The organism is Pseudomonas sp. BIGb0164 (assembly GCF_024810135.1).
GTDB lineage: Bacteria > Pseudomonadota > Gammaproteobacteria > Pseudomonadales > Pseudomonadaceae > Aquipseudomonas.
Window position 1 is genome coordinate 24,511 of sequence record NZ_JANUEA010000006.1, and the last position, 23,632, is coordinate 48,142.

The 23,632-nt window shown below is 62.0% G+C and carries 24 protein-coding genes; 18 read left to right on the forward strand and 6 right to left on the reverse strand.

From position 1 onward, the window contains the following. Positions 1 to 36 precede the first annotated feature (36 nt). Both M2394_RS16740 and M2394_RS16745 read left to right on the forward strand, forming a co-directional pair. Positions 37 to 1,341, forward strand: coding sequence for a dicarboxylate/amino acid:cation symporter (locus M2394_RS16740; protein WP_178920122.1), 1,305 nt, complete (start codon positions 37 to 39; stop codon positions 1,339 to 1,341). Positions 1,342 to 1,419: 78 nt separating this feature from the next. Next, positions 1,420 to 2,334, forward strand: a complete 915-nt coding sequence (locus M2394_RS16745; protein ID WP_218646986.1) for a LysR substrate-binding domain-containing protein — start codon at positions 1,420 to 1,422, stop codon at positions 2,332 to 2,334. Positions 2,335 to 2,468: 134 nt separating this feature from the next. Here the strand turns inward: M2394_RS16745 and leuD are convergent, their stop codons facing one another. Both leuD and leuC read right to left on the reverse strand, forming a co-directional pair. Next, complete coding sequence (leuD, locus tag M2394_RS16750; RefSeq protein WP_178920124.1) at positions 2,469 to 3,083, reverse strand: 3-isopropylmalate dehydratase small subunit; 615 nt, start codon at positions 3,081 to 3,083, stop codon at positions 2,469 to 2,471. After that, on the reverse strand, positions 3,080 to 4,498 hold the full coding sequence (gene leuC, locus M2394_RS16755; protein WP_178920125.1) for a 3-isopropylmalate dehydratase large subunit: 1,419 nt from the start codon (positions 4,496 to 4,498) through the stop codon (positions 3,080 to 3,082). The genes leuD and leuC overlap by 4 nt, the downstream gene beginning before the upstream one ends. A gap of 288 nt (positions 4,499 to 4,786) precedes the next feature. Here leuC and M2394_RS16760 point away from each other — a divergent pair, with 288 nt between their 5' ends. Genes M2394_RS16760 through M2394_RS16795 form a run of 8 tightly spaced genes read left to right on the forward strand, consistent with a single transcriptional unit; the run spans position 4,787 to position 10,895 of the window. Beyond that, positions 4,787 to 5,986 (forward strand): PepSY domain-containing protein, encoded by a 1,200-nt coding sequence (locus M2394_RS16760; protein ID WP_178920126.1) that lies wholly within the window; start codon positions 4,787 to 4,789, stop codon positions 5,984 to 5,986. Then, entirely contained in the window at positions 5,986 to 6,525 is a 540-nt protein-coding gene (locus M2394_RS16765; RefSeq protein ID WP_259173198.1) for a thiamine pyrophosphate-binding protein, read from the forward strand. The genes M2394_RS16760 and M2394_RS16765 overlap by 1 nt, the downstream gene beginning before the upstream one ends. Continuing rightward, entirely contained in the window at positions 6,522 to 6,845 is a 324-nt protein-coding gene (locus M2394_RS16770; RefSeq protein ID WP_259173199.1) for a hypothetical protein, read from the forward strand. The genes M2394_RS16765 and M2394_RS16770 overlap by 4 nt, the downstream gene beginning before the upstream one ends. Beyond that, a complete protein-coding gene (locus M2394_RS16775) occupies positions 6,842 to 7,402 on the forward strand; it encodes a DUF6162 family protein (RefSeq protein WP_259173200.1) in 561 nt (186 codons plus the stop codon). Before M2394_RS16770 ends, M2394_RS16775 begins: the two co-directional genes overlap by 4 nt. Before the next feature lie 19 nt (positions 7,403 to 7,421). Continuing rightward, entirely contained in the window at positions 7,422 to 8,342 is a 921-nt protein-coding gene (locus tag M2394_RS16780; RefSeq protein ID WP_259173201.1) for a metal ABC transporter substrate-binding protein, read from the forward strand. Further along, positions 8,339 to 9,085 carry a metal ABC transporter ATP-binding protein gene (locus M2394_RS16785; RefSeq protein ID WP_259173202.1) on the forward strand — a complete coding sequence of 249 codons (747 nt, stop codon included), beginning with the start codon at positions 8,339 to 8,341 and terminating at the stop codon, positions 9,083 to 9,085. Before M2394_RS16780 ends, M2394_RS16785 begins: the two co-directional genes overlap by 4 nt. Continuing rightward, entirely contained in the window at positions 9,082 to 9,981 is a 900-nt protein-coding gene (locus tag M2394_RS16790; RefSeq protein WP_259173203.1) for a metal ABC transporter permease, read from the forward strand. The genes M2394_RS16785 and M2394_RS16790 overlap by 4 nt, the downstream gene beginning before the upstream one ends. Continuing rightward, positions 9,981 to 10,895 (forward strand): metal ABC transporter solute-binding protein, Zn/Mn family, encoded by a 915-nt coding sequence (locus M2394_RS16795; protein WP_259173204.1) that lies wholly within the window; start codon positions 9,981 to 9,983, stop codon positions 10,893 to 10,895. Before M2394_RS16790 ends, M2394_RS16795 begins: the two co-directional genes overlap by 1 nt. A 135-nt stretch (positions 10,896 to 11,030) precedes the next feature. On the opposite strand, the gene M2394_RS16800 is transcribed toward M2394_RS16795, so the two are convergent. Further along, on the reverse strand, positions 11,031 to 11,744 hold the full coding sequence (locus M2394_RS16800; protein WP_176996418.1) for a UTRA domain-containing protein: 714 nt from the start codon (positions 11,742 to 11,744) through the stop codon (positions 11,031 to 11,033). A gap of 614 nt (positions 11,745 to 12,358) precedes the next feature. On the opposite strand from M2394_RS16800, the gene M2394_RS16805 reads away from it, so the two are divergent. The 6 genes from M2394_RS16805 to M2394_RS16830 all read left to right on the forward strand — a co-directional run bounded on the left by M2394_RS16805 (position 12,359) and on the right by M2394_RS16830 (position 17,710). Continuing rightward, the gene (locus M2394_RS16805; protein ID WP_178920134.1) at positions 12,359 to 13,435 is read left to right on the forward strand and encodes an ABC transporter substrate-binding protein; all 1,077 of its coding nucleotides are present in this window, start codon (positions 12,359 to 12,361) and stop codon (positions 13,433 to 13,435) included. A 179-nt stretch (positions 13,436 to 13,614) separates the two neighbouring features. Next, positions 13,615 to 14,421, forward strand: a complete 807-nt coding sequence (locus tag M2394_RS16810; protein WP_259173206.1) for an alkaline phosphatase family protein — start codon at positions 13,615 to 13,617, stop codon at positions 14,419 to 14,421. After that, positions 14,418 to 15,254 carry an ABC transporter permease gene (locus M2394_RS16815; RefSeq protein WP_371319350.1) on the forward strand — a complete coding sequence of 279 codons (837 nt, stop codon included), beginning with the start codon at positions 14,418 to 14,420 and terminating at the stop codon, positions 15,252 to 15,254. The genes M2394_RS16810 and M2394_RS16815 overlap by 4 nt, the downstream gene beginning before the upstream one ends. Then, a complete protein-coding gene (locus M2394_RS16820; protein ID WP_259173207.1) occupies positions 15,241 to 16,041 on the forward strand; it encodes an ABC transporter permease in 801 nt (266 codons plus the stop codon). Before M2394_RS16815 ends, M2394_RS16820 begins: the two co-directional genes overlap by 14 nt. Continuing rightward, the gene (locus tag M2394_RS16825; RefSeq protein WP_178922098.1) at positions 16,038 to 17,027 is read left to right on the forward strand and encodes an ABC transporter ATP-binding protein; all 990 of its coding nucleotides are present in this window, start codon (positions 16,038 to 16,040) and stop codon (positions 17,025 to 17,027) included. The genes M2394_RS16820 and M2394_RS16825 overlap by 4 nt, the downstream gene beginning before the upstream one ends. Before the next feature lie 29 nt (positions 17,028 to 17,056). Beyond that, complete coding sequence (locus M2394_RS16830) at positions 17,057 to 17,710, forward strand: HAD family phosphatase (protein WP_178922100.1); 654 nt, start codon at positions 17,057 to 17,059, stop codon at positions 17,708 to 17,710. 144 nt (positions 17,711 to 17,854) lie between these two features. Here M2394_RS16830 and M2394_RS16835 read toward each other — a convergent pair whose 3' ends face one another. After that, positions 17,855 to 18,817, reverse strand: coding sequence for a zinc-binding dehydrogenase (locus tag M2394_RS16835; protein ID WP_178922104.1), 963 nt, complete (start codon positions 18,815 to 18,817; stop codon positions 17,855 to 17,857). A 138-nt stretch (positions 18,818 to 18,955) separates the two neighbouring features. On the opposite strand from M2394_RS16835, the gene M2394_RS16840 reads away from it, so the two are divergent. Both M2394_RS16840 and M2394_RS16845 read left to right on the forward strand, forming a co-directional pair. After that, a complete protein-coding gene (locus M2394_RS16840) occupies positions 18,956 to 21,037 on the forward strand; it encodes a carboxy terminal-processing peptidase (RefSeq protein WP_178922106.1) in 2,082 nt (693 codons plus the stop codon). Between the two features lie 118 nt (positions 21,038 to 21,155). After that, positions 21,156 to 22,925 carry a bifunctional diguanylate cyclase/phosphodiesterase gene (locus M2394_RS16845; protein WP_259173208.1) on the forward strand — a complete coding sequence of 590 codons (1,770 nt, stop codon included), beginning with the start codon at positions 21,156 to 21,158 and terminating at the stop codon, positions 22,923 to 22,925. On the opposite strand, the gene M2394_RS16850 is transcribed toward M2394_RS16845, so the two are convergent. Both M2394_RS16850 and M2394_RS16855 read right to left on the reverse strand, forming a co-directional pair. Then, positions 22,922 to 23,293, reverse strand: a complete 372-nt coding sequence (locus M2394_RS16850) for a hypothetical protein (RefSeq protein ID WP_005786715.1) — start codon at positions 23,291 to 23,293, stop codon at positions 22,922 to 22,924. The genes M2394_RS16845 and M2394_RS16850 overlap by 4 nt on opposite strands. After that, a complete protein-coding gene (locus tag M2394_RS16855; protein ID WP_259173218.1) occupies positions 23,290 to 23,628 on the reverse strand; it encodes a multiprotein-bridging factor 1 family protein in 339 nt (112 codons plus the stop codon). The genes M2394_RS16850 and M2394_RS16855 overlap by 4 nt, the downstream gene beginning before the upstream one ends. Between the last annotated feature and the right edge of the window lie 4 nt (positions 23,629 to 23,632).

Below are 23,632 nucleotides of genomic sequence, written 5' to 3' on the forward strand. Positions count from 1 at the left end.
GTTCGCTTTGCCCAAAAAACGATTGAGATAATAACAATGACACTCAAAAAACTGCTGGGAACCCTGTATGTGCAGGTGCTCATCGCTATCGCGCTGGGTGTGTTGATCGGCCATTTTTGGCCGCAAATCGGTATTGACCTCAAGCCCTTGGGCGACGGTTTCATCAAGCTGATCAAGATGATCATCGGCCCGATCATCTTCTGTACGGTGGTGTCCGGCATCACCAGCATGCATGACGTGAAGCAGGTGGGCCGGGTCGGCGGCAAGGCGCTGCTGTACTTCGAGGTGGTGTCGACCATCGCCCTGTTGATCGGCATCCTCGCCGCGCACCTGCTGCACCCGGGCGTGGGCTTCAACATCGATGTGAAGACCCTCGACAGCTCGGCCATCGCCGGCTTTGTCGGCCAGGCCGAACATGGCGAAGGCATCACCGGGTTCCTACTGCATGTGATCCCCACCACGTTTTTCGATGCGTTCTCCAAAGGTGAAATCCTGCCGGTGCTGTTCGTCTCCGTACTGTTCGGCGTCGGCCTGGTGATGGTCGGTGAAAAGGGTCGGCCGCTGGTGGGCGTGATCAACCAGGCCAGCGAGGTGTTCTTCCGCATCGTCGGCATCATCAGCCGCGTTGCGCCCATCGGTGCCTTTGGTGCGATTGCGTTCACCATCGGCAAGTACGGCGTGGGTTCGTTGCTGCCGCTGTTGAAGTTGGTGGGCACGTTCTACATCACGGCGTTCTTTTTCATAGCGGTGGTGCTGGGCAGCATCGCCCGCTACGCCGGCTTCAGCATTTTCAAGTTGATGGGCTACATCAAGTCGGAGCTGTTGATCGTATTGGGCACCAGTTCTTCCGAATCCGCGTTGCCACAGCTGATCCAGAAACTCGAAAGCCTGGGCGCCTCCAAAGGCGTGGTGGGCATCGTGGTTCCCACCGGCTACACCTTTAACCTGGACGGCACCAACATCTATATGACCCTGGCGGTGCTGTTCCTGGCCCAGGCCACCAATATCCACTTGCCGCTTGAGCAGCAGTTGACGCTGCTGGCAGTGGCCATGCTGACGTCCAAGGGTGCCGGGGCGGTGGTGGGTGCAGGGTTTGTGGCCTTGGCGGCGAGCTTGGCCGTGGTGCCGACGGTGCCGGTGGCGGCGATGGTATTGATCCTCGGTGTGGACCGCTTCATGGCCGAATGCCGCTCGCTGACCAATATCATCGGCAACGCCGTGGCCGCGCTGGTGGTCGCCGCGTGGGAAGGTGAACTGGACCGCGAGAAAATGGCCCCCATCGCCCTCAAGCGCGGCCGCCATGCTCGGGCGGCTGCCCAGGCCAAAATCGCGGCCGAATAACCGAAGACCGCCCGGTGTGCCGGAAGGCGCGCCGATCCGGTGCTATTCTGGCGGCTCATGCCGCCAGCCTTGTTTCTGATGACAAATAAGAAAGATACCGTGCCCCTACCCGAAGACCTGCGGGTGTTCCTGACCGTGATCCGCAAGGCCGGCTTCGCTGCCGCCGCCGATGAGCTGGGGCTGTCGCCGGCGTATGTCAGCAAGCGCATCCAGATCCTCGAAACCACCCTGGCCACCCGCCTGCTGCACCGTACCAGCCGGCGCATCGCCCTGACCGAAGACGGCGAACGGGTGCAGCGCTGGGCGGTGCGTATCCTGGAAGACTTCCAGCAACTGTCCGATGAGCTCTCCGACGCCCATGACAGCCCGCGTGGGCACCTGCATTTGTGCAGCAGTTTCGGCTTTGGCCGCAACCATGTGGCCCCTGCCCTGTCATTGCTCGCCGAGCAGTACCCGGACCTGGAAATTCGCCTGGACCTGTTCGACCGCGTGGTGGACATCGTCAGCGAAGGGTTTGACCTGGAGATCCGCGTGGGCGACGACATCCCCGGGCAGCACATCGGCCGGAGGCTGGTGAGCAACCGCCGCGTGCTGTGCGCCGCGCCGGCCTATCTGCAACGCAAGGGCACGCCGCAACAGTTGAGCGACCTGGAGCAGCATGACTGCCTGGTGCTCAAGGAGCGCGACAATGCGTTTGGCATCTGGAACCTGGAACACAACGGCGCCCCCGAAAGCGTGCGCGTGCGCGGGCCGTTGTCATCGAACAATGGCGAGATCGTGTTGCAGTGGGCGTTGGATGGGCGCGGCGTGTTGCTGCGCTCAATGTGGGATGTGAAACCGCTGCTGGAGCAAGGCAAGCTGGTGCAGGTGCTGCACGACTACACCCAAAGCGCCAACGTCTGGGCGGTGTACCCGACGCGGCTGGCGTATTCAGGGAAGTTGCGGGCGTGTGTGGAGTTTTTGCAGGAGCACTTCAAGGGGCTATCTATCTAGCCCGATTCCGAATTGGAATGGATTCCAATGTGGGAGCGGGCTTGCTCGCGAATGCGGTAAGTCAGCCATAGATAAGCCGACTGACCCACCGTATTCGCGAGCAAGCCCGCTCCCACATTTGGATTCAGGGGGTGTCAGTTGAGCCAGGGGTTGGCCGCGAGGTGGCGGCGCTCGAAGGCCTTGATCTCGTCACTGCGCTGCAAGGTGCTGCCAATTGCATCCAGCCCCAGCAACAGCGCGGTTTTGCGCAACGTGTCGATCTGGAAGGGAATCACCTGGCCGTCAGCCAAATGAATGGCCTGGGCCTCCAGGTCCACACTGATCTGCGCCTGCTCGGGTTGGCTGACAACCTGCCCCAGCTTCTGCAACACCGCCTCATCCAACGTGATCAACAACACCCCATTACGCTGGCAGTTGTCATAGAAAATCCCGGCAAAACTGCTGCCGATCAGCGCGCGAATCCCAGTCTGCTTCAACCCCCACACCGCGTGTTCACGGCTGGAGCCGCACCCGAAGTTCGGCCCCACCACCAGAAAGCTCGCCCCTTGCCAGGCCGGTTGGTTCAGCACGAATGCGGGGTTGGGCTCGCCGGAAGGCAGGAAGCGCAAGTCGAAAAACAAACCCCGGTCCAGCCCACTGCGATCGATGCCCTTGAGAAACTGCTTGGGCATGATCACGTCGGTGTCGATGTTGGCCGCCAGCATGGGTGCGGCCTTGCCGGTGATTGTAGTGAACGGTTGCAGACTCATGGGCGGTCTCCAAAGTGGCGGATATCGGTGAGGCGGCCGGTGATCGCAGCGGCAGCGACCATCGCCGGGCTCATCAGGTGAGTACGCGCACCGGCGCCCTGGCGACCCTCAAAGTTGCGATTGGTGCTGGAGGCGCAGCGGTCGCCCGGGGCCAGCACGTCGTCGTTCATCGCCAGGCACATCGAGCAGCCCGACTGGCGCCATTCGAACCCGGCGTCGATAAAGATCGCCGCCAGCCCTTCGGCCTCGGCCTGGTCACGCACTTCGGTGGAACCCGGCACGATCATCGCCCGCACATGGTCGGCCACGTGTTTGCCACGCACCACGCTCGCGGCGTCGCGCAGGTCTTCGATACGGGCGTTGGTGCAGGAGCCGATAAACGCATGGCTGATGACGATGTCGCTCAGCGGCATACCGGCTTCCAGGCCCATATAGTTGAGGGCGCGGCGCATGTCCTGGCGCAGGATCAGGTCGCTGACGTCCTGCGGGTCCGGGACGCGGGCACCAATCGGCGCAGCCTGGTCGGGGCTGGTGCCCCAGGTGACCATGGGCTCCAGGGTGCTGGCGTCCAGATGCACTTCCTGGTCGAACAGCGCGTCGGCGTCCGAATGCAGTTGACGCCAGCCCACCAGGGCCTGTTCCCACAGCTCGCCCTTTGGCGCGCGCGGCTTGCCCTTGAGGTAGGCGAAGACTTTTTCGTCCGGCGCCATGAACGCACCGCGCGCCCCGGCTTCCACCGCCATGTTGCAGATGGTCATGCGCGCTTCGACGCTCAGCGCATCGATGGTGGCGCCGCGAAACTCAATGGCATAGCCCGTGGCACCGGAGGCGCCGATCTTGCCGATCAGCGCCATGATCACGTCCTTGGAGGTCAACCCTTTGGCCAATACGCCGTCGACGGTCACGCGCATGGTTTTAAGGCGCTTGTAGACCAGCGTCTGCGAGGCCAGCAGGTGCTCGATTTCCGAGGTGCCGATGCCAAAGCCAAAAGCCCCCAGGGCGCCGTAGGTGGTGGTGTGGCTGTCACCGGCGGCAATCACCATGCCCGGCAGGATAAAGCCTTGTTCCGGAGCAATCACATGCTCGATGCCTTGGCGTTTGTCGAGGATGTCCAACAGTTCGATGCCGAAATCCCGGCAGTTCTCCGCCAGGTACGACACCTGCCGCGCACCGCCAGCATCGGGCATGGCCGCAATGCGTTGGGGCGTGGTGGGGTTCACATGGTCGACCACCGCCAGCGCCGTGCCGGGGCGCCATACCTCACGGCCAGCCTCGCGCAGGCCGCTGAAGGCCTGGGGGCTGGTGTATTCGTTGATCACTTGGCGGTCGATATACAGCAGGACATGGCCCTGATCATCCAGGGGGCACACCGTGTGGGAATCGATGTGTTTGTCGTAGAGGGTTCTGGCAGTCATTTTTGTGGACTCACTTATCTAGGCGCTCACTCAACGGTATGAGCCCATCCTACCCAGCCAACCCGCCCCATCAATGGCGCCTGGGTGATGGCTTGGAACATGTTTCGTGTTCGATCGCGGCGGCAAACCACGCCGAATGTGATCCTGAAACAATTTCTTTCATATCCGGCTTAGGGATTTGCTCCTCTCATCCGTCTTAACTTAGATACAGCCCGTCGCGTCAGCAAAAGCTACGACCGGCCTTTTCCGGGCCTTCTTTGCCCCCCTCCGATCAAGACCCTCATTCACATGTCGAAGAAGTCACGCTCAAAACTCTGGTTTCTCGTACACAGTTGGCTGGCATTGCCCATCTGGTTCTTTGTACTGATCGTCTGCGTCACCGGCACCCTGGCGGTGGTCAGCCAGGAAATCGTCTGGCTGGCCAACCCGGACATCCGCGCCAGCAAACCGTCGGACGACGCCGAACCGCTGAGCTTCGACCAGGTGATCAGCGCGATCAAACGCGCCGAACCCCAGGTGATCGTGCAGTCGATCATTCGCCCCGACGAAACCCACTTTGCCCTCAGCGTCGACCTCAGCTACCCCGACGGGCGCTCCGTGGAGGTCTACGTCAACCCGTACACCGGCGCTATCCAGGGCGTGAGCCCGTCGTTCAACTTCAAGCAATTCACCCGCGCCCTGCACGGCTGGTGGCTGGTGCCGTTCACCAATGGCTACAGCTGGGGCTGGTATTTGGTGTCGTTCCTTGGCCTGCCGTTGCTGGCCTCACTGGTCACCGGGCTGGTGGTGTACAAGCGCTTCTGGAAGGGTTTCCTGCGCCCTACCCTGCGCATCCGCCACGGCGCGCGGATCTTCTGGGGTGACTTCCACCGCCTGAGTGGGATCTGGTCGATCTGGTTCATCGCGGTCATTTCCATCACCGGCACCTGGTTCCTGATCCAGGCGATCCTGGGCGACAACCAGATTTCCATCTCCAGCGAGCCCATCGTGCCGGTGATCGCCCGGGAGAAAGTGCCGTTGTCAGCACCCGGCGTGCCCGCCCCGATGATTGCCCTGGACGAAGCGATCAAGATTGCCGGCGAACGCATCCCCGGGTTGGACGCCACGTTCGTGTTCCTCCCGAGCAATGCCTACAGCCACCTGCAGATCGGCGGGCGCGGTTGGTACCCGTTGATGTTCCAGACTGCACAACTGAACCCGTATGACGGCGAAATCGCCGTCTCCCACCTGCTGTCCGATCGCACCACCCTGGAGTTCGTCACCGAGTCCATGCGCCCGCTGCACACCGGCGACTTCGGCGGCCTGTGGATCAAGCTGATCTGGGCATTCTTCGGCCTGGTGCTGAGCATGATGGTGTTGAGCGGCTTGCTGATCTGGACCAAGCGGACAGCCCTGGCCACCCTCAATGCCCTCAAGCGCAGCAACAAGGCGCCGCGCCAACCGGCGCCTGTCCCGGCCATGCAGGCTGAAACCACGGAGGCCAACTGATGAGCAAAGTCATCGCGGCGCCAGCACCTTCGCCACTGCGGGCCTTTTGGCTCAAGTGGCGCTTCCACATCAATATTCTGCTGATCCTCGTACCACTGGGCTTCATGCCCCGGTATTTCTCCGAAGCGGCTTTGTTCCGAGGCGACACCGGCATCGGCGAACGGGTGGCCGGTGACGTGCAGGTCGGGCCCTGGAGCCTGACCCTCGCCGAGTTTCGCAATGAAGGCCCGCGCCCTGACCCGGCCGGCCCGATGAAGTTTTTCAACGCGGCCCTGTGCGCCAGTTGTGCCGAACAGGTCAAGGCCACCTACCTGCGCATCGGCAAGCCGCGCAGCCTGCGGGCTGCCGGGGTGATCTTCTTTGGTACGCCGTACCGCATGGGCGCATTGCTGCCGGTGCCGGAGCGCACCCCGGCCGACGCCGAACTGTGGGTCACCATGGAAGGCTGGGACGGCACGATGCACCAGGGTTCCATCCCGCTGAGCCAGGCCTCGCCTGCCACTATCGCCTGGCTGAACAAGCAAGGAGTCAAACCATGACGTTGAAGCGCCTATCCCACGTATTGCTAGTGCTGTGCGCCGGGTTCAGTACCGTGGCCCTGGCCCACAACCCGATGTGCGAGTGCAAGGAAATTGCCGGTGAGCAGATCCAGTGCACCGGCGGCTTCTCCGACGGCAGCGGCGCGCCCGGCGTGACCCTGGACGTGATCGGCTACGACGAAACCGTCCTGTTGCCCGGCAAGCTTGGCCAGGACTCGACCCTGACCTTCAAGAAGCCTTCGGCCGAATTCTACGTGCTGTTCGACGCCGGCCCCGGCCATGTGGTTGAAATCGACCAAGCGGATATCCAGCCGCAATGAGTACGACACAGGTTGTACGCCCCGCCGGGGCCGGCCACGAAACCCTCTATGTGCTGCTGTTGTGCCTGATCATCCTCGCCGTGGCCGGCTCGGTGATTGCCCTGCATGGTGAAAGCCAGGAGGTCGCCGCCGTGCCCAGCCACCAATTGGACGCGCGCCGCGACCTGAGCGCGGCCGAGCAAGGGATCTACGCCGACCTGCGGGTGACTCTGGACGAGATCCAGCTGCTGCAACAGGAGCAGAACGCCCTGCCGACGCCGGAGCAATTGGCCGAGGAAGGCTTTGCACCGTTTGCCAAGGACGCCAGTTCGGTCAGCCGTGGCGACCACCGCTGGCAACTGCTCGCGCCGTCGGCCTACCTGGGTTTGAGCCAGGCGCCCGCCACCAGCGGCTCGCTACTGATGCGCGTGCACGATGGCGAGCCGGATGTGTGGCTCAACCGCCAGGCCAACCTCGCGCCCCCTTCCGACCTGACTGACCCGGTGCTGATCGCGGCCGGCTGGAAGCAGGTGGTCACGCAATTCGATGCCGGCGTAACCCGCCAGCACCGTCACTGAACGAGAAGATCGAGTGCCCATGTCCATTTCATCCCCATTGTTGCGTCTGTTGCTGGTCGGCCTTATCAGCCTGATGCTCACTCCCCTGGCAAACGCCGAGGCGGCCAAGCGCCTGCGAATCGGCATCACCCTGCACCCGTATTACAGCTACGTGGCCAATATCGTCGGCGACAAGGCCGATGTGGTGCCGCTGATCCCGGCCGGCTTCAACCCCCATGCCTACGAACCGCGCGCCGAAGACATCAAGCGCATCGGCACCCTGGACGTGATCGTGCTCAACGGCGTCGGCCATGACGACTTCGCCGACCGCATGATCGCCACCAGCGAGCGCCCGGACATCCCGGTGATCGAAGCCAACGCCAACGTGCCGTTGCTGGCGGCCACCGGCAACGCGGCGCGTGGCGCGGGCAAGGTGGTGAACCCACACACCTTCCTGTCGATCAGTGCCTCGATTGCCCAGGTCAACAACATCGCCCGCGAACTGGGCAAGCTCGACCCGGACAACGCCAAGACCTACACCCAGAACGCCCGCGCCTACGGCAAGCGCCTGCGCCAGATGCGCGCCGATGCACTGGCCAAGTTGACCAGCGCACCGAACCCGGACCTGCGCGTGGCCACCGTGCACGCGGCCTACGATTACCTGCTGCGCGAGTTCGGCCTGGAAGTGACCGCCGTGGTCGAACCGGCCCACGGCATCGAGCCCAGCCCCAGCCAGCTGAAAAAGACCATCGACGAACTGCGTACCCTGGATGTGAAGGTGATCTTCTCGGAGATGGATTTCCCGTCCACTTATGTCGACACCATCCAGCGTGAGTCGGGGGTCAAGCTGTACCCGCTGTCGCATATCTCCTACGGCGAATACACCCCTGAAAAGTACGAAGTGGAAATGACCGGCAACCTCAACACGGTGGTGCGGGCCATCCAGGAGTCAGGCTCATGACCGCGGCCGAACAATTGAGTGTGGCCAGCATTGGCCCGACCCTCGACTTCGACGCGGTGTCGCTGACCCTGGGCCGCACCACGATCCTGGACGGTGTGAAATTCCAGGTACAGCCCGGCAGTATCCATGCGTTGGTGGGCCCGAACGGCGGCGGCAAAAGCTCGCTGATCAAGACGCTGTTGGGGCAGACGCCACACCAGGGCCAACTGCGCCTGCATTGGCAGAGCACACCCGGCACCATTGGTTATGTGCCTCAGGCACTGGAGTTCGACCGGGGCCTGCCCATGACTGTCGACGACTTTATGGCTGCCATGTGCCAGCGCCGCCCGGCGTTTCTCGGGCTGTCGCGGCATTACGCCGGGGCGATTGGCGATGCGCTGGAGCGTGTCGGCATGCAGGACAAGCGCAAACGCCGCATGGGTGCGCTGTCTGGGGGTGAGCGCCAGCGCGTGCTGCTGGCCCAGGGCTTGATCCCGGCGCCGCAACTGCTGGTGCTGGATGAGCCGATGTCGGCGCTCGACGAGGCCGGAATCCAGGTGTTTGAGCGCTTGCTCAACGACTGGCGCCTGGCCGGCATCACCGTGTTGTGGATCGAGCATGACCTGGAAGCCGTGGGCCGCCTGGCCGATCGCGTCACCGGCCTGAACCGTCGCGTACTGTTCGACGCTACGCCGAAAGAAGCGTTGACCCCGGACCGCCTGCTGACCCTGTTCTCCACCCACCCTCGGAGCCCGGTGCAATGAGTTATGAAGCGTTTCGCCTGATGGTCCAGGGCTGGGCCTCTTCCGGGTACCTGCCGGAAGCACTGGCCTATGGTTTTGTGGTCAACGCCCTGCTCGCCGGCCTGCTGATCGGCCCGGTGCTGGGCGGCCTGGGTACGCTGGTGGTGGTCAAGCGCTTTGCGTTCTTCTCCGAGGCGGTCGGCCACGCGGCACTCACCGGCGTGGCTGTCGGCATCCTGCTGGGTGAACCCTACACCGGGCCCTATGGCGCCCTGTTCGGGTACTGCCTGCTGTTCGGCATCCTGCTCAACTACCTGCGCAACCGCACCGGGTTGGCGCCCGACACCCTGATCGGCGTGTTCCTCTCGGTGTCCCTGGCCCTGGGCGCCAGCCTGCTGCTGATCCTGGCGGGCAAGATCAACGTGCATATTCTGGAGAACGTACTGTTCGGTTCAGTGCTGACGGTGAATGGCAATGACCTGCTGGTGCTGGCGATTGTCGGCTCGCTGGTGATGGCGCTGGCGTTGCCGCTGTACAACCGCATCATGCTTGCCAGCTTCAATCCGCAACTGGCGGCGGTGCGCGGGGTGGCGGTGAAAACCCTGGATTATCTGTTCGTGATCCTGGTGACGCTGATCACCGTGGCGGCGGTGAAGGTGATCGGCGCGATCCTGGTGGGCGCCCTGCTGGTGATCCCCGCCGCCGCAGCGCGCCTGCTGAGCCAATCGCTCAAGGGCTTCTTCTGGGTCTCGGTGATCATCGCCACGGTCAGCACGCTGTGCGGGATCCTGCTGCCGATCATCTTCGACCTGCCCATCCCGTCCGGCGCCGCGATCATCCTCGTGGCCGGCATCGCTTTCGCCTTGGCCGCCATTGCGCGCGGCACCGTGCCCAGCCTCAAAGGGAATCTTGGATAATGCGCTCCGTTCTTCATCCTCTGGCCCTGGCCATCGCTTGCTTGTTCACCACGCCACTGATGGCGGCTGAAGCGCCCAAACCGGTTGCCCACGCGGCAAAACCGGTCAAGGTACTGGCCTCGTTGCCGATCACCTATGGCCTGGCTGAAGTGCTGCTCAAAGGCACCGCCGTACAGCTCGAACGCGCCGCCCCGGCCAACCTGCCGGGTTCGCGGCAGGTGTCCTATTTCACCGGCCGTGGCGCACCGGCGCTGAGCAAGCTGGCGCAGGACGCCGACGCCGCCATCGGCCTGCGCTCGCTGTGGGCGGATGACCCGCTGTACCCGGTGGCGCGGCGCAGCAATATCCGCATCGTCGAAGTGGATGCCGCACGCCCGGTGGACGGCGGTTTGCCCGGCATTGCCGTGCAACCCGGCAGCACCGATGGCCTGAACAGCCAGCCGTGGCAATCTAGCAACAACCTCGGACGCATGGCCGACGTGCTCGCCGCCGACCTGAGCCGCCTGGCGCCGGACGCCAAGCCCACAATCGATGCCAACCTCGCCGCCCTCAAGCAACGCCTGCTCAAGCTCACCGCCGACAGCGAAGCGCGGCTGGCCAAGGCGGACAACCTCACGGTGGTCAGTTTGAGCGATCACTTCGCCTACCTGGTCAGCAGCCTGAACCTGGAAGTAGTGAGCACAGATGCACGACCGGACGCCGACTGGACGCCCGAGGCCTTGCAGAAACTCAGTACCGAATTGAAGGAGAACGACGTGGCGGTGGTGTTGCACCATCGTCAGCCGAGTGAGGCGGTGAAAGCGGCCATCGCGGCAGGCGGCTCGCAACTGCTGGTGCTGGAGGTGGACAGTGCGGATCCGGTGGCAGAGCTCACCACCAACACGGATTCACTGATCAAAGCCCTGACCCTGTAGGAGCCGGCTTTTGTGGCGAGGGAGCTTGCTCCCGCTGGGGGGCGAAGCGCCCCCAAAAAGCCGGCTCCAGCTACGCTGTCGAACGGGAGCAAGCTCCCTCGCCACAACAAGTGGGCTCTACAGAGGACGTGGGGGTCAGGCGACATCGACGCCGACGTGGATGGCGTCGTGTCGCCAGAACTCCAGGTCGCAGTCGATCAAGCGCTGATGCTGATCGTAATTGACCCGGGCAATGCGCAAGCCCGGGCTGCCCACCGACACGCGCAACGCGGCGGCGGCTTCCACAGGCAATGAAGTCGGCACAATTTCAAAACGCACCCGCCCATAGTGCAAGTCATATTGACGGGCATACAGCTCGGTCATCGACTGATTCAGGTCACACTCCAGGATCCCCGGGAAATACTGCGGGTTCAGGTAATGCTCCACGTACAACACCAGGCGCCCGTCAATGCGCCGGCCTCGGCACACCTGGATCACACTGGACAAGGCCGGCAACTGCAACCACGCACACACCGCCGCCGACGCCGGCTGCAGCCGCGCGGAAATCACTTCGGTGGAAGGTACCCGCCCCTGGTCGCTGACCATCGCGTGAAAGTGGCTGCGCTGCATCAGGTTGTAGGCCAGCCGGGGTGGCGAGACAAACCAGCCGCGACGCTCCTCGCGATAGATCTGCCCCTGGGCCTCCAGTTGTAACAAGGCTTCCCGCACCGTAATGCGAGTGGTACCAAACAACTCGCTGAGCTTGCGCTCGGCGGGCAATTTACTCGCAGGCGGCAACAGGCCGTGGTCGATCTGCTCTTGCAGCGCCAGGCCGATGGATGTCACCGCCTTGATTGCCTCATCACGCATCAATGTTACCTATCTGGACTAGACCAGCACCGCTTCGGTGCACAAACCGCGCTCTATCAGGGCTTGAGCTGTTGCCTGCCAGCCTAGGCATTACAGATGACCGACAGATGACAGCCCCTCTCACGCCCCTGCCCCACACTCTGCAATACATCGGCCAAGTCGAACGCCTGCGGGCATTTGGGCATGGTCTACGCTCACTCTGCGACCAGCGACATCCGCGATTTAAAAACGACATCGACATGAAACTGTCATCAGGCACGCCTAGATTGGCTCAGGTATTGCTGACCTAGACCAACTGGGGCGATTCATCACTGATTTATTGGGGCGCGCCGGACCTGATTTTGTGCAGGGCAAGGCGCGAGGAGCGTGGTTTGGTTGTTCCAAATAAGCGACGAGAAACGCAGCCCTGCGCAAAATCAGGCCCGGCCCTTCGGGTTGTGCCTGAAAACCGGCCATGCTGTGTTGCAGTCCTTGGCAAGGAAACACCCTTACCTGCGGACTGCGCCTTGCCTGGCCGGCTTTCAGGCGCAACGCGCCCCAAGAAATCAGTGATGAATCGCCCCCCGCAATCGTTCATAAAAACGCAGCGTTGAACACGCCCAAAGGAGCTTCGGATGAAACAGCTTTTCCTGGCATCACTGTTAGGCTCGACCATTGCCATGTGCACCGCCGCCATGGCTGCTGATACCGATTTGAAAACCCTGGAAGCTGCCGCGAAAGCGGAAGGCGCCGTCAACAGCGTCGGCATGCCCGATGACTGGGCCAACTGGAAAGGCACCTGGGAAGACCTGGCCAAGACCTACGGCCTCAAGCACATCGACACCGACATGAGCTCGGCCCAGGAAATCGCCAAGTTCAAGGCCGAGAAAGACAACGCCAGCGCCGACATCGGCGACGTGGGCGCAGCGTTCGGTCCGATTGCGGTGAAGCAGGAGGTCACCCAGCCGTACAAACCGTCCACCTGGGCCCAGGTGCCGGATTGGGCAAAAGACAAGGACGGTCACTGGGCGCTGGCCTACACCGGTACCATCGCCTTTATCGTCAACAAGAAGCTGCTGCACGGCTCGGAAGTGCCCACCAGCTGGGCTGACCTGCAAAAAGGCAAGTACAAGGTCTCCATCGGTGACGTGAGCACCGCGGCCCAGGCGGCCAACGGCGTACTGGCCGCCGCCATCGCCAATAAAGGCGACGAAAAGAACATCGCCCCTGGCCTGCAGTTCTTCACCAAGATCGCCCAGCAAGGCCGTCTTTCGCTGTCCAACCCGACCATCGCCACCATGGAAAAAGGCGAAGTCGAAGTGGGCGTGGTCTGGGACTTCAACGGCCTGAGCTACAAGGCCAAGATGGCCAACCCGGATGACTACGTGGTGCTGATCCCATCGGACGGCTCGGTGAAATCCGGCTACACCACCATCATCAACAAATACGCCAAGCACCCGAACGCCGCCAAGCTGACCCGCGAATACATCTTCAGCGATGCCGGCCAACTCAACCTGGCGAAAGGCAATGCGCGTCCAATCCGTGCTGAAACCGACCTGAAACTGCCGGCCGATATCGCCAAGAACCTGATCCCGGGCGAGCAGTACACCAAGGCCAATCCGCAGCCAATCAAAGATGCTGATGCCTGGGAAGCGACTTCCAAGAAGCTGCCTCAGCTGTGGAACGAGCAAGTCATCGTAGAAATGAAGTAATCGGGCTCACTGCCTGAAATGCGGCCGGTGTGGGAGCTGGCTTGCCTGCGATAGTGGTCTGACATTCAGCCTCTATGTCGACTGATACTCCGCTATCGCAGGCAAGCCAGCCCCCACATTTTGACCCGGTTACGCCAGAGAATTTGAGTCAAACCACCTGTTGCGGAGCTCCAGCCCCCATGAAGCACAATGTCATCCTTGTCGTGCTCGACGGCCTGAACTTCGAGGTTGCGCGGCACGCCATGGGGCACTTGCAGGCCTATGTCGGCGCAGGACGCGCAGCGCTCTACAAGCTGGAATGTGAACTGCCCGCCCTGTCCCGCCCGTTGTATGAATGCATCCTGACCGGCGTACCACCGATCCAGAGCGGTATCGTGCACAACCATGTTTCGCGTCTGTCCAACCAACGCAGCATTTTCCATTACGCCACCGACGCCGGCCTCACCACAGCGGCCGCGGCTTACCACTGGGTCAGCGAGTTGTATAACCGCACGCCCTTTATCGCCGCCCGTGATCGTCATACCGACGACAAGGCGCTGGCGATCCAGCACGGGCATTTCTACTGGAATGACCACTACCCCGATTCCCACCTGTTCGCCGACGCCGAAAGCCTGCGCCTCAATCACGCGCCGAACTTTCTGGTGGTGCACCCGATGAACATCGACGACGCCGGGCACAAGCACGGCCTCGACACACCGCAGTACCGCAACAGCGCACGCTCGGCCGACATCATCCTGGCCGACTACCTGCAAGGCTGGCTCGACGCCGGCTACCAGGTGCTGGTGACGGCCGACCACGGCATGAACAACGACCGCTCCCACAACGGCCTGCTGCCGGAAGAGCGCGAAGTGCCGTTGTTCGTCCTTGGCGATGCCTTCAGTCTGGATGCGAATGCCGCACCCAAGCAGACCGAACTGTGCGGCACCGTCTGCGAACTGCTGGGTGTGCCCCACGACAAACCTGTATGCCGGGAGCTGTTGAAATGACCCGTGGTAAATGGCTGGCACTGCTGTGCCTGGTGCCGTTCGCGCTGTTCTTCATCGTGTTCGAAATTGCCCCGCTGGTGTGGGTGCTGATCAACAGCCTGCAAACCGAGGAAGCCGGTTGGGGCCTGGAAAACTTCACGCGTATCTTCAGCTCGAAGTTCTACCTGCAAGCCATCCAGTTCAGCCTGGAGATCAGCTTCTATTCCAGCGTCTTCGGCATCATCATTGCCACGCTGGGCAGCTATTCCCTGCGTCGGGTGGATTCGCCGCTGCGCAATTTCGTCACCGCCTTCGCCAACATGACCAGCAACTTTGCCGGCGTGCCCTTGGCGTTTGCGTTCATCATCCTGCTGGGTTTCAACGGCAGCATCACCCTGATGCTCAAGCAGGCCGGGATCATCCAGGACTTCAACCTGTATTCCAAAACCGGCTTGATCATCCTCTACACCTATTTCCAGATTCCCCTCGGCGTGCTGCTGCTCTACCCCGCCTTCGACGCACTGCGTGAAGACTGGCGCGAGTCCGCGGCCCTGCTGGGCGCCAATGGCTGGCAGTTCTGGCGGCATATCGGCTTGCCGGTGCTCACGCCGGCGCTGCTGGGCACCTTCGTGATCCTGCTGGCCAACGCGCTGGGCGCCTACGCCACGGTGTATGCACTGACCACCGGCAATTTCAACGTACTGCCGATCCGCATCGCGGGCCTGGTCTCCGGCGACGTGTCCCTTGACCCGAACATGGCCAGCGCCCTGGCCGTGGTGCTGGTGGCGCTGATGACCGTGGTCACCGTGGTCCATCAACTGCTGCTCAAGAGGAGCTACCATGTCTCGCGCTGAAGCCGGCCCGGCCACCCTCTACCATCGGGTAGTGGTGTATCTGTTGTTCCTGATCCTGGTACTGCCGCTGTTGGGTACCTTCGTTTACTCCATTGCCAGCAGTTGGTCGGCCACCGTGCTGCCGGCCGGCTTTACCGTGAAATGGTATGTGCAACTGTGGAGCGACCCGCGCTTCCTGGCCGCCTTCGGCCAGTCGCTGCTGGTGTGCGTCGGCGCGCTGATCCTGTCGGTGGTGCTGATCCTGCCGTTGCTGTTCGTGGTGCATTACCACTTCCCCCGGCTCGACGCCCTGATGAACATCCTGATCCTGCTGCCCTTCGCGGTGCCGCCGGTGGTGTCGTCGGTAGGCCTGCTGCAACTCTACGGCTCCGGGCCACTGGCGATGGTGGGCACGCCGTGGATATTGATCGGTTGCTACTTCACCGTGGCACTGCCGTTCATGTACCGCGCGATCACCAACAACCTGCAAGCCATCAACCTGCGCGACCTGATGGACGCCTCCCAACTGCTCGGCGCCAGCACCTGGCAGGCCGCGATCCTGGTGGTACTGCCGAACCTGCGCAAAGGCCTGATGGTTGCACTGCTGCTCTCATTCTCGTTCCTGTTCGGCGAGTTCGTGTTCGCCAACATCCTGGTAGGCACCCGCTACGAAACCCTGCAGGTGTACCTCAACAACATGCGCAACAGCAGCGGCCACTTCACCAGTGCCGTCGTCATTTCCTATTTCTTCTTTGTGCTGGTGCTGACCTGGGCCGCCAATATCTTGAACAAGGACAAAAGCCAATGAGCTTCGTCAGCGTCCAACATTTGCAAAAAGGCTACGCCGGCACCCCGGTGTTCAGCGACATCAACTGCGAAATCGGCAAGGGCGAATTCGTCACGCTGCTCGGCCCGTCCGGTTGCGGCAAGTCCACCCTGCTGCGCTGCATCGCCGGCCTCACGCCGGTGGACAGCGGCAAAATCCTGCTGGATGGCCAGGACATCGTTCCGCTGAGCCCGCAGAAACGACACATCGGCATGGTGTTCCAGAGCTACGCGCTGTTCCCCAACATGACCGTGGAACAGAACGTCGCCTTCGGCCTGCGCATGCAGAAGGTCAACGCCGACGACAGCCACAAGCGCGTGCAGGAAGTGCTGCAACTGGTCGAACTCAAGGACCTGGCCGGCCGCTACCCGCACCAGATGTCCGGTGGCCAATGCCAGCGCGTGGCCCTGGCCCGCTCGCTGGTCACCCGCCCACGCCTGCTGCTGCTCGATGAACCACTGTCGGCACTCGATGCACGGATTCGCAAGCACCTGCGCGAACAGATCCGCCACATCCAGCGCGAGCTGGGGCTGACCACCATCTTCGTGACCCATGACCAGGAAGAAGCCCTGACCATGTCCGACCGCATCTTCCTGATGAACCAGGGCAAGATCGTGCAGAGCGGCGACGCCGAAACCCTCTACACCGCGCCGGTCGATGTGTTCGCGGCGGGCTTTATCGGCAACTACAACCTGCTGGACGCCGACAAGGCCACCCAACTGCTGCAACGCCCGATCAACAGCCGCATCGCCATTCGCCCGGAAGCCATCGAGCTGAGCCGCAGCGGCGAACTCGACGCGCTGGTGCGCAGCCACAGCCTGCTGGGCAACGTGATCCGCTACCGCATCGAGGCACGCGGCGTGGAACTGGTGGTGGACGTGCTCAACCGTTCGGCCGACGACCTGCACCCGGACGGGCAACGCCTGGCACTGTCCATCGACCCAAGTGCCCTGTGTGAAGTAGCCTGATGCAACGATTGATTGAGAGAGCGTGACCGATGGCATTGGTAATTTTTGATCTGGACGACACCCTCATCCACGGTGACTGCGCCACCCTGTGGAGCGAGCAGATGGGCCGCCTGGGCTGGGTCGACCGCGAGTCGTTCATGCGCAAGAACAACGAACTGATGGACGCCTACAGCCAGGGCAAGCTGCTGATGGAAGATTTCATGACCTTCAGCCTGGAGCCGATGATTGGCCGCACACCGGAAGAAATCGAACACCTGGTGGAGCCGTGGGTCGAGGACGTGATCGAGCCGCTGATCTACAGCGACGCCACCAAGACCATCGCCCGCCACCGGGCCAATGGCGACCGGATCCTGGTGATTTCGGCGTCGGGCACGCATTTGGTCAAGCCGATTGCCGCGCGCATCGGCATCGATGAAGTACTGGGGATTGACCTGGAAATAAGCCATGGCGTGTACAGCGGCCAGACCGTGGGCGTACTGACTTACCGTGAAGGCAAGATCACCCGTTTGCTGGAATGGCTGGAACAGGAAGGTGAGACGTTGGAGGGCGCGTATTTCTATTCGGATTCGCGCAATGACCTGCCATTGCTGAGCAAGGTGGAGTACCCACAGGTGGTGAACCCGGACCCGGTACTGCGTGCCCATGCCGAACAAGAAGGCTGGCCAATCCACCACTGGATCTGATCACACCCTGCTGAATTGAAAACCCAATCAACTGTGGGAGCTGGCTTGCCTGCGATAGCGGTCTATCAGTGAAGAATTCTTCATCTGACATACCGCTATCGCAGGCAAGCCAGCTCCCACATTGATCGCATTCCAATTTAAAGATCAGGTCAGCGTCTCATCGATCACCAACACCAGTTTCCCTGAAATCTGGTTGGTCGCCAGCTCCGCAAACGCCGCCTCGGCATCCTTGATCGGGAAGGTCTTGGCCAATTGCGGGCTCAGGCGTCCTTCGACAAACAGCGGCCACACGTGCTGGCTGAGGTCACTGAACAAGTCGGCCTTGAACTGATCGCTGCGGCTGCGCAGGGTCGAGCCCAGCAGTTGCACACGCTTGCCCAGCACCTGGGCCAGGTCCAGCTTGGCCTCGCGGCCGCCCATCAGGCCGATCAGCACCCAGCGACCGTCGAGGGCCAGCAGCTTGAGGTCCAGCGCCGCATAGTCACCGCCGACCGGGTCGAGGATCACATCGAACGGCCCGAAATCCCGCAAACTTTCGATGCCGTCGGTACGCACCACACCGCCCTGGGCGCCCAGCGCTTCGCAGTAAGCCAGCCGGTCTGCCGAGCCGACACTGACCCAGCACGGGCTGCCAAACACCTTGCACAGCTGGATCGCCGCCGAACCCACGCCACTGGCGCCGGCATGCAACAACACCTTCTCACCAGGCTTGAGCCCCGCCAGCTGGAACAGGTTGAGCCACGCGGTGCTATACACCTCAGGCAGCGCCGCCGCTTCGACCAGCGACAAGCCCTCCGGCACCGGCAGTACGTGGCGTGCGTCCACCACCACCTCTTCGGCCATGCCACCCCCCGCCAACAGCGCGCACACGCGGTCGCCGACCTGCCAGGACGAACCCGGGCCGACTTCGCTGATCACCCCGGAACACTCCAGGCCCAACACGTGGCTCGCGCCCGGGGGCGGCGGATAGAGCCCCGCACGCTGTAATAAATCGGCGCGATTGAGGCCCGCAGCCGCCACACGAATGCGAACTTGGCCTACATCGCAGGTAGGACGGGGTTCATCCAACCACTCCACGTGACCGTCAACGCCTTGCAATGCTTTCACAGTGCCTCCATAGTGAGTCTGGACTGAGCCCGTAGCTGTAGCGCCGGGCTTTTTGCATTATGCGACCGGACCATATGGAACCGGCTCCCTCAAAGACGGCCTAATATGCGTTATCAATTGCCCCCGCGTCGAATCAGCATGAAGCATTTGTTCCCAAGCACCGCCCTCGCTCTTTTCATTGGTCTCGGCTTCGCGTCGATGTCGACCAATACGTTCGCAGCCAACAGCTGGGACAACCTTCAGCCGGATCGCGATGAGGTGATTGCCAGCCTTAACGTCGTCGAGTTGCTCAAGCGCCATCACTACAGCAAGCCGCCGCTGGACGACGCTCGCTCGGTGATCATCTACGACAGCTACCTCAAGCTGCTGGACCCGTCGCGCAGCTACTTCCTGGCCAGCGATATCGCTGAGTTCGACAAGTGGAAGACGCAGTTCGACGACTTCCTCAAGAGCGGCGACCTGCAGCCCGGCTTTACCATCTACAAGCGCTACCTGGACCGCGTGAAAGCGCGTCTGGACTTCGCGCTGGCCGAGCTGGACAAAGGCGTCGACAAGCTCGACTTCACCCAGAAGGAAACCCTTCTGGTGGACCGCAAGGACGCCCCCTGGCTGACCAGCACCGCTGCCCTCGACGACCTGTGGCGCAAACGCGTCAAGGACGAAGTGCTGCGCCTGAAGATCGCCGGCAAAGAGCCCAAGGCTATCCAGGAACTGCTGACCAAGCGCTACAAGAACCAGCTGGCGCGCCTGGACCAGACCCGTGCCGAAGACATCTTCCAGGCCTACATCAACACCTTCGCGATGTCCTACGACCCGCACACCAATTATCTGTCGCCAGATAACGCGGAAAATTTCGATATCAATATGAGTCTGTCGCTGGAAGGCATCGGTGCCGTCCTGCAAAGCGACAACGACCAGGTGAAGATTGTGCGTCTGGTGCCGGCAGGTCCGGCTGACAAGACCAAGCAAGTCGCACCGGCTGACAAGATCATCGGTGTGGCCCAGGCCGACAAAGAGATGGTCGACGTGGTCGGCTGGCGCTTGGACGAAGTGGTCAAGCTGATCCGTGGGCCGAAAGGCAGCGTGGTGCGCCTGGAAGTGATTCCGCACACCAATGCGCCGAACGACCAGACCAGCAAGATCGTGTCGATCACCCGTGAAGCGGTGAAACTCGAAGACCAGGCCGTGCAGAAGAAAGTCCTCAACCTCAAGCAGGATGGCAAGGACTACAAGCTGGGCGTGATTGAAATCCCGGCCTTCTACCTGGACTTCAAGGCCTTCCGCGCTGGCGACCCGGACTACAAGTCCACCACCCGCGACGTGAAGAAAATCCTGACTGAGCTGCAGAAGGAAAAAGTCGACGGCGTGGTCATCGACCTGCGCAACAATGGCGGCGGTTCCCTGCAAGAAGCCACCGAGCTGACCAGCCTGTTTATCGACAAGGGCCCGACCGTGTTGGTACGCAATGCTGACGGCCGTGTCGACGTGCTCGAAGACGAGAACCCGGGCGCCTTCTACAAAGGGCCGATGGCGTTGCTGGTCAACCGCCTTTCGGCCTCGGCCTCGGAGATTTTCGCCGGCGCCATGCAGGACTATCACCGTGCGTTGATCATCGGTGGCCAGACCTTCGGCAAAGGCACCGTGCAGACCATCCAGCCGCTGAACCATGGCGAACTTAAGCTGACACTGGCCAAGTTCTACCGGGTCTCCGGGCAGAGCACCCAGCATCAGGGCGTACTGCCGGACATCGACTTCCCGTCGATCATCGACACCAAGGAAATCGGCGAGAGCGCCCTGCCCGAAGCCATGCCGTGGGACACTATCCGTCCTGCGATCAAGCCGGCGTCGGACCCGTTCAAACCGTTCCTGGCGCAGTTGAAGGCTGACCATGATGCGCGCTCCGCCAAGGATGCCGAGTTCGTGTTTATCCGCGACAAACTGGCGCTGGCCAAGAAGCTGATGGAAGAGAAAACCGTCAGCCTCAACGAAGCGGACCGTCGTGCGCAGCACACCTCCATCGAGAATCAGCAGCTTGTGCTGGAAAACACCCGCCGCAAGGCCAAGGGTGAAGACCCGCTCAAAGAGCTGAAGAAAGAAGACGAAGATGCACTGCCGGCCGAGCCGGAAAAAACCAAGCCGGAAGATGACGCCTACCTGGCGGAGACCGGTCGCATCCTGCTGGACTACCTCAAGATCTCCAAGCAGGTTGCCAAGCAGTAAATGATGGCAATTTAATGTGAACGCTCCCCGGAGTGTCATCATATAGACATCATTCTGTCGTGAAATGAAGGACCGCAGGCGTTAAGCCTGCGGTCCTTTTTTTTCGATCGAGATCGCCATGACCATGACCGAACAGCTGAATGCCCTGAGCTCAATCCTGGCTCAAGGCAGTTTGCACAGCCTGTTCCAACCGATCATCTGCCTGTCCGAACGGCGCATCCTCGGCTACGAAGCCTTGAGCCGTGGCCCGTCCAACAGCCCACTGCACTCCCCCGTCGCGCTGTTCTCCGTGGCCAGCCATGCCGGGCGCCTCAGCGAGCTGGAGATCGCCTGCCGCGAGAGCGCGTGTCGACGCTTCAGCGAGCAGAAACTGCCGGGCAAGCTGTTCTTGAACATCTCGCCGGAATCCCTGATGGAAACGGCCCATCAACCGGGCCGCACACTGCAATTGCTGCGTGACTTCGGCATTCCACCCAGCCAGGTGGTGATCGAGCTCACCGAACAGACACCGACCGACGATTTCGAGCTGCTGCAGACCGCCCTGCACCACTACCGTGACATGGGCTTTGCGATCGCACTGGATGACTTGGGCGCCGGGTATTCCAGCCTGCGCTTGTGGTCGGAACTGCGCCCGGATTACGTGAAGATCGACCGGCACTTTATCGACGGTATCCATCAGGATGCGCTCAAGCGCGAGTTTGTCGGCTCTATCCTGCAGATCGCCAAGGCGTCTCGCGCCCAGGTGATTGCCGAGGGTATCGAGTTGCCGGAGGAGTTGGCGGTGTTGACGGAAATGGGCGTCGACCTCGTTCAGGGCTACTTGCTCTGCCGTCCCCAGGAACACCCTCCGCAGGAAGTGCGGGCGATGCTGCCCAAGCCGGATAACGCCAACATCGCCCTCAGCGAAGAAGGCAGCGACCTCAGCGCCCTGCTCAACGAGCAACCGGCGGTTGACCAGGACACCGCCACCGCCCAGGTACTGGAATCGTTCCGCCGCCAGGCCAACCTCAACTCGCTGGCGGTGCTGGACGGGCGTGGCCACCCCGTAGGTATCGTGCACCGCCATTCGCTGTCTGACGCCCTGCTCAAGCCTTTTGCCACCGACCTGTTCGCGCGCAAGCCGATCAGCCGCCTGATGAGCGATGACTTTCTTGCCGTGGAGCTGAGCCAGTCGCTGCAGCAAGTCAGCCGCCTGCTCACCAGCCGTGCACGGCAACGCATCGAAGAAGACTTCATCATCACCTTGAACGGCGATTACCTGGGCCTGGGCCGGGTGATTGACGTGCTCAAGCTGATCACCGAACTGAAGATCCAGCAGGCGCGCTACGCCAACCCGCTGACCTTGTTGCCCGGCAACGTACCGATCCAACAATGCCTCACGCGTTTGCTGCAACAACAGCGCGAGTCGGTGATCTGCTACGTGGATATCGACAGCTTCAAGCCGTTCAACGATATCTACGGCTATGGGCGTGGGGATGAAGTGTTGCTGTGCCTGGCGCAGTGCCTGAACGACCGGGTAGACCCCAGCCGCGACTTTGTCGGGCACATTGGCGGTGATGACTTTCTGCTGGTGCTGGGCCCGCAGGACTGGCGTAAGCGACTCAACCAGTTGCTGGATGACTTCCACACCCAATGCCGGCGGTTCTACCGCGCCGAACACCTCGATGCCGGTTGCTTCGTGGCATTGAACCGCCAGGGCGTGCGGCAGGAGTTTGCCCTGTTGTCGCTATCGATTGGCGTGGTGCACCTCTATCCACAGGCCTGTGGACAACTTGATGCCAGCCAATTGGCGGAGTTGGCCTCCCAGGCCAAGCACCATGCCAAAGACGTGGCCGGCTACAGCATCCATGTGATCGACAGCCTGGACATGCTGCCCCAGGCACTTTAAGCCTCGGCCGATTCCGGATACTCGTACTCGAACACCCGCACCACCTCCGAGGCGTGCCAGGACGCAGCGGCCACGCCATCGGAAGGCCCGCTGAAGCGCCCCAGGCGCTCCACACACTCAAAGAAGCCAGTACGCGGCAGGCGGCTGGCGCCCTGGCTGATCACCAGCGAGCTGCGCAGCGGCTGCTCGGCCTTGGCATCCAGCGCCGCCAGATGCTCCAGGGCGGCCGCCAGGGTTTGCATGGCCGGCGTGGGAAATTGCAGGCGCTCCAGCAGTGCACGGTAGGTCAGCAGATGGCGCTGGCGGCGCGCCTGGTCCAGTTCGTTGAGTAGCCCATCCCAGTGTTGACGGCTGATACGTAGGCTCAAGATTCATCCCTCCAACCTGCAACGCCCAATTCCCAGGCCAGGCTGCGGCGAATAGCGGCATCTGGCTGGCGCTCACCACTTTCAATCAATCCTAGATAGGAGGGGCTGATGCCCACGGTACGGGCCAAGGCTTCGATGGCCAGCCCCTTGGCTTCACGCAGGCCGCGCAGGTCTTCGAGCGGGCGCAAATCCCTGTCGGGAGCGGGGGTTACAGCGGGGGAAGAAGCCTGGGTGGGTATCGGTTGACCGGCGGCTTTTAGTAGCGCCTGGTACTGATCCCATGGCAACACCGCGTATTCGGGTTCGCCATTGCGTGAAATTATCTGAATATCCATGACT

Coding starts and splice junctions, on each gene's coding strand:
- M2394_RS16740 (WP_178920122.1), top strand. CDS start 37: ATGACACTCAAAAAACTGCTGGGAACCCTGTATGTGCAGGTGCTCATC.
- M2394_RS16745 (WP_218646986.1), top strand. CDS start 1,420: ATGACAAATAAGAAAGATACCGTGCCCCTACCCGAAGACCTGCGGGTG.
- leuD (WP_178920124.1), bottom strand. CDS start 3,083: ATGAGTCTGCAACCGTTCACTACAATCACCGGCAAGGCCGCACCCATG.
- leuC (WP_178920125.1), bottom strand. CDS start 4,498: ATGACTGCCAGAACCCTCTACGACAAACACATCGATTCCCACACGGTG.
- M2394_RS16760 (WP_178920126.1), top strand. CDS start 4,787: ATGTCGAAGAAGTCACGCTCAAAACTCTGGTTTCTCGTACACAGTTGG.
- M2394_RS16765 (WP_259173198.1), top strand. CDS start 5,986: ATGAGCAAAGTCATCGCGGCGCCAGCACCTTCGCCACTGCGGGCCTTT.
- M2394_RS16770 (WP_259173199.1), top strand. CDS start 6,522: ATGACGTTGAAGCGCCTATCCCACGTATTGCTAGTGCTGTGCGCCGGG.
- M2394_RS16775 (WP_259173200.1), top strand. CDS start 6,842: ATGAGTACGACACAGGTTGTACGCCCCGCCGGGGCCGGCCACGAAACC.
- M2394_RS16780 (WP_259173201.1), top strand. CDS start 7,422: ATGTCCATTTCATCCCCATTGTTGCGTCTGTTGCTGGTCGGCCTTATC.
- M2394_RS16785 (WP_259173202.1), top strand. CDS start 8,339: ATGACCGCGGCCGAACAATTGAGTGTGGCCAGCATTGGCCCGACCCTC.
- M2394_RS16790 (WP_259173203.1), top strand. CDS start 9,082: ATGAGTTATGAAGCGTTTCGCCTGATGGTCCAGGGCTGGGCCTCTTCC.
- M2394_RS16795 (WP_259173204.1), top strand. CDS start 9,981: ATGCGCTCCGTTCTTCATCCTCTGGCCCTGGCCATCGCTTGCTTGTTC.
- M2394_RS16800 (WP_176996418.1), bottom strand. CDS start 11,744: ATGCGTGATGAGGCAATCAAGGCGGTGACATCCATCGGCCTGGCGCTG.
- M2394_RS16805 (WP_178920134.1), top strand. CDS start 12,359: ATGAAACAGCTTTTCCTGGCATCACTGTTAGGCTCGACCATTGCCATG.
- M2394_RS16810 (WP_259173206.1), top strand. CDS start 13,615: ATGAAGCACAATGTCATCCTTGTCGTGCTCGACGGCCTGAACTTCGAG.
- M2394_RS16815 (WP_371319350.1), top strand. CDS start 14,418: ATGACCCGTGGTAAATGGCTGGCACTGCTGTGCCTGGTGCCGTTCGCG.
- M2394_RS16820 (WP_259173207.1), top strand. CDS start 15,241: ATGTCTCGCGCTGAAGCCGGCCCGGCCACCCTCTACCATCGGGTAGTG.
- M2394_RS16825 (WP_178922098.1), top strand. CDS start 16,038: ATGAGCTTCGTCAGCGTCCAACATTTGCAAAAAGGCTACGCCGGCACC.
- M2394_RS16830 (WP_178922100.1), top strand. CDS start 17,057: ATGGCATTGGTAATTTTTGATCTGGACGACACCCTCATCCACGGTGAC.
- M2394_RS16840 (WP_178922106.1), top strand. CDS start 18,956: ATGAAGCATTTGTTCCCAAGCACCGCCCTCGCTCTTTTCATTGGTCTC.
- M2394_RS16845 (WP_259173208.1), top strand. CDS start 21,156: ATGACCATGACCGAACAGCTGAATGCCCTGAGCTCAATCCTGGCTCAA.
- M2394_RS16855 (WP_259173218.1), bottom strand. CDS start 23,628: ATGGATATTCAGATAATTTCACGCAATGGCGAACCCGAATACGCGGTG.